Origin of the sequence: Collinsella sp. AM16-21 (assembly GCF_003471905.1) — a bacterium.
Classification (GTDB): Bacteria; Actinomycetota; Coriobacteriia; order Coriobacteriales; family Coriobacteriaceae; genus Collinsella.
Map to the genome: position 1 here is coordinate 1 of NZ_QRKJ01000029.1, position 4,904 is coordinate 4,904.

The 4,904-nt window shown below is 63.3% G+C and carries 2 rRNA genes; both read left to right on the plus strand.

From position 1 onward, the window contains the following. Window positions 1-4 precede the first annotated feature (4 nt). Window positions 5-1,510, plus strand: a 16S ribosomal RNA gene (locus tag DW180_RS09985). Between the two features lie 397 nt (window positions 1,511-1,907). Continuing rightward, window positions 1,908-4,881, plus strand: a 23S ribosomal RNA gene (locus DW180_RS09990). Together the 16S and 23S rRNA genes form the textbook arrangement of a ribosomal RNA operon. The last annotated feature ends 23 nt before the right edge of the window (window positions 4,882-4,904 follow it).

The following is a 4,904-nucleotide window of genomic DNA, read 5'->3' on the forward strand; positions in this document are numbered from 1 at the left end:
ATTTTGGACGGAGAGTTCGATCCTGGCTCAGGATGAACGCTGGCGGCGCGCCTAACACATGCAAGTCGAACGGCACCCCTCTCCGGAGGGAAGCGAGTGGCGAACGGCTGAGTAACACGTGGAGAACCTGCCCCCTCCCCCGGGATAGCCGCCCGAAAGGACGGGTAATACCGGATACCCCGGGGTGCCGCATGGCACCCCGGCTAAAGCCCCGACGGGAGGGGATGGCTCCGCGGCCCATCAGGTAGACGGCGGGGTGACGGCCCACCGTGCCGACAACGGGTAGCCGGGTTGAGAGACCGACCGGCCAGATTGGGACTGAGACACGGCCCAGACTCCTACGGGAGGCAGCAGTGGGGAATCTTGCGCAATGGGGGGAACCCTGACGCAGCGACGCCGCGTGCGGGACGGAGGCCTTCGGGTCGTAAACCGCTTTCAGCAGGGAAGAGTCAAGACTGTACCTGCAGAAGAAGCCCCGGCTAACTACGTGCCAGCAGCCGCGGTAATACGTAGGGGGCGAGCGTTATCCGGATTCATTGGGCGTAAAGCGCGCGTAGGCGGCCCGGCAGGCCGGGGGTCGAAGCGGGGGGCTCAACCCCCCGAAGCCCCCGGAACCTCCGCGGCTTGGGTCCGGTAGGGGAGGGTGGAACACCCGGTGTAGCGGTGGAATGCGCAGATATCGGGTGGAACACCGGTGGCGAAGGCGGCCCTCTGGGCCGAGACCGACGCTGAGGCGCGAAAGCTGGGGGAGCGAACAGGATTAGATACCCTGGTAGTCCCAGCCGTAAACGATGGACGCTAGGTGTGGGGGGACGATCCCCCCGTGCCGCAGCCAACGCATTAAGCGTCCCGCCTGGGGAGTACGGCCGCAAGGCTAAAACTCAAAGGAATTGACGGGGGCCCGCACAAGCAGCGGAGCATGTGGCTTAATTCGAAGCAACGCGAAGAACCTTACCAGGGCTTGACATATGGGTGAAGCGGGGGAGACCCCGTGGCCGAGAGGAGCCCATACAGGTGGTGCATGGCTGTCGTCAGCTCGTGTCGTGAGATGTTGGGTTAAGTCCCGCAACGAGCGCAACCCCCGCCGCGTGTTGCCATCGGGTGATGCCGGGAACCCACGCGGGACCGCCGCCGTCAAGGCGGAGGAGGGCGGGGACGACGTCAAGTCATCATGCCCCTTATGCCCTGGGCTGCACACGTGCTACAATGGCCGGTACAGAGGGATGCCACCCCGCGAGGGGGAGCGGATCCCGGAAAGCCGGCCCCAGTTCGGATTGGGGGCTGCAACCCGCCCCCATGAAGTCGGAGTTGCTAGTAATCGCGGATCAGCATGCCGCGGTGAATGCGTTCCCGGGCCTTGTACACACCGCCCGTCACACCACCCGAGTCGTCTGCACCCGAAGTCGCCGGCCCAACCGAGAGGGGGGAGGCGCCGAAGGTGTGGAGGGTGAGGGGGGTGAAGTCGTAACAAGGTAGCCGTACCGGAAGGTGCGGCTGGATCACCTCCTTTCTAGGGAGATAAATTCTTAGAGAGACAAACTTTAACTCGAATAGAGGGCAGGAGCCCGTCCGGTAGATGTCCGCCAGGATGATTCCCCGCAGCACCCGGTCCCCGGGGTCGCACCCGCGTACCTTGAGAGCCGCATAGCGATAGGAGAGAGATGGAAGATCATTCTTCCAGACTCGATTCTTTTCTGCGATTTATCAGACAGAATGATAGCAATCATTCATCCGATCCAAACAAGAAGAATTCACTTATTAATGAGTGAGGAGCATCTGATCGCGAGCACAGTACATAGACTGTGCCGCGGTATGAGATACCCGAATTGCGACATACGAGCGCTATTCATGATATCGATTAATTTTTATTAGCGACACGTGGATATCCCGCGGGCCCGAGAGCGGTCCCGCAAGATACCACGGGCGCACGGCGGATGCCTTGGCACAGGGAGCCGATGAAGGACGCGGCAAGCTGCGATAATCCCCGGCGAGGAGCACACATCCTTCGACCCGGGGGTCTCCGAATGGGCGAACCCATCCGTAGCAGTACGGATATCCCGACCCTGAACACATAGGGGCCGGGAGGACAACCCGGGGAACTGAAACATCTAAGTACCCGGAGGAGAGGAAATCAATCTCGAGACTCCCCGAGTAGCGGCGAGCGAAAGGGGACCGATGGCCAAACCGTCGAGCGGGCGTACCCGGCAGGGGTTCCGCCGGCGGGGTTGCAGGGCCGCGCATCCGGGGGCTGCCGCCCCCGGGCGCAGGTCCGGCTGGGGAGCGGAACGGCATGGGAGGGCCGGCCGCAGCGGGTGACAGCCCCGTACGCGAACCCAGACCGGACGGCGCGACGCGGTCCCTGAGTAGGGCCGGGCACGTGAAACCCGGTCCGAACCTGGGTGGACCACCATCCAAGCCTGAGTACTACCCTGTGACCGATAGCGCACCAGTACCGTGAGGGAAAGGTGAAAAGCACCCCGGGAGGGGAGTGAAACAGTACCTGAAACCGTGCGCCCACGAGCAGTCGGAGCACCTTTATGGTGTGACGGCGTGCCTTTTGTAGAATGAGCCAGCGAGTCGCTGGCGCGGGGCGAGGTTAACCGAAAGGGAGCCGAAGCGAAAGCGAGCCTTAACAGGGCGACTTGAGTCCCGCGCCGCGGACGCGAAGCCGGGTGAGCTATCCGTGGGCAGGCTGAAGCGGGGGTAAGACCCCGTGGAGGGCCGAACGCACGTCGGTTGAAAACGGCGGCGATGACCTGCGGATAGGGGTGAAAGGCCAATCAAACCCGGAGATATCTCGTTCTCCCCGAAATAGCTTTAGGGCTAGCGTCGCGCGTTCACCGCCGGAGGTAGAGCACCGGATGGACGAGGGGGCTTCGCCGCCTACCGAATCCAACCGAACTCCGAATGCCGGCGGCCCAGAGCGCGGCAGTCAGAGCATGTGGGCTAAGCTGTGTGCTCGAGAGGGAAACAGCCCGGACCGCCCGCTAAGGTCCCCAAGTTCCAGCCGAGTGGCAAAGGATGTGCGTCCGCCCAGACAACCAGGATGTTGGCTTAGAAGCAGCCATTCATTCAAAGAGTGCGTAACAGCTCACTGGTCGAGTGGACATGCGCCGACAATACACGGGGCTAAGCTGGACACCGAAGCGGCGGGATTTTATTTATTAGAATCGGTAGGGGAGCTTCCCATGGGCGGAGAAGCCGGAGGGCGACCGACGGTGGAGCGCATGGGAGTGAGAATGCTGGCATGAGTAGCGAGAGACGAGAGAGTAACTCGTCCGCCGTGAACCCGAGGTTTCCTGGGCAAGGCTAATCCTCCCAGGGTCAGTCGGGGGCTAAGGCGAGGCCGGAAGGCGTAGCCGACGCGCAGCAGGCAGACATTCCTGCACCGCGCACGCGGCGCTACGACCGACGGGGCGACGGATGGGGGTGGCTCGGCGGGGTTCTGGACGTCCCCGTGATGGAGCGCGGCCCGCGGACCAGGGAAATCCGGTCCGCAGGAGGGCGAGGCTCCGGACGAAGCACTTAAGCGAAGCGAGTGAGCCCGAGGTCCCTAGAAAAACCCCTAGGCAGGCGCGTGCGCGCCCGTACCGCAAACCGACACAGGTGGGTGGGTAGAACATACCGAGGCGATCGGGTCAACCATGGTCAAGGAACTCGGCACAATGGCCCCGTAACTTCGGGAGAAGGGGTGCCCGCGCGTACGTGAACGGACTTGCTCCGGGAGCGGAGGCGGGCCGCAGTGGAGAGGCCCAAGCGACTGTTTACCAAAAACACAGGACTCTGCAGAAGCCGCAAGGCGACGTATAGGGTCTGACGCCTGCCCGGTGCCGGAAGGTCACGCGGAGGAGTTAGCGCATCGCGCGAAGCCCCGAAGCCAAGCCCCGGTAAACGGCGGCCGTAACTATAACGGTCCTAAGGTAGCGAAATTCCTTGTCGGGTAAGTTCCGACCTGCACGAAAGGCGCAACGACTTGGGCGCTGTCTCGACCATGGACCCGGTGAAATTGCACTGGTCGTGAAGATGCGACTTACCCGCGGAAGGACGGAAAGACCCCGTGAACCTTCACTGCAGCTTGGCATTGGCCGCTGGTCCCGCGTGTAGAGGATAGGCAGGAGGCATCGATCCGGAGGCGCCAGCCCCCGGGGAGCCGCCCTTGGAATACTGCCCTCGCGCGACCGGCGTCCTAACCCGAGGCCGTCAACCGGCTCGGGGACCGTGCCAGGCGGGCAGTTTGACTGGGGCGGTCGCCTCCTAAAGGGTAACGGAGGCGCGCGAAGGTCCGCTCGGGACGGTCGGCAACCGTCCTTTTGAATGCAAGAGTACAAGCGGGCTTGACTGCGAGGCCCACAAGCCGAGCAGGTGCGAAAGCAGGCTCTAGTGATCCGGCGGCCCCGAGTGGGTGGGCCGTCGCTCAACGGATAAAAGGTACTCCGGGGATAACAGGCTGATCTTGCCCAAGAGTCCACATCGACGGCAAGGTTTGGCACCTCGATGTCGGCTCATCGCATCCTGGGGCTGGAGCAGGTCCCAAGGGTACGGCTGTTCGCCGTTTAAAGCGGTACGCGAGCTGGGTTCAGAACGTCGTGAGACAGTTCGGTCCCTATCCTCCGTGGGCGCAGGAGAATCGATGGAGGCTGCCCCCAGTACGAGAGGACCGGGGTGGACGCACCTCCGGTGAACCGGTTGTCGACCAACGGCACGGCCGGGTAGCCGCGTGCGGCGCGGATAACCGCTGAAGGCATCTAAGCGGGAAGCCGTTCCAGGGATTAGTTCTCCTTCCGGTAAGGGCCCAGGTAGACTACCTGGTCGATAGACGGCAGGTGCAAGGCTGGCGACAGCCTCAGCCGAGCCGCACTAATCGCCCGAGCTCTTCCGGAACCGCACCTCGCGGCCCGCGGGAC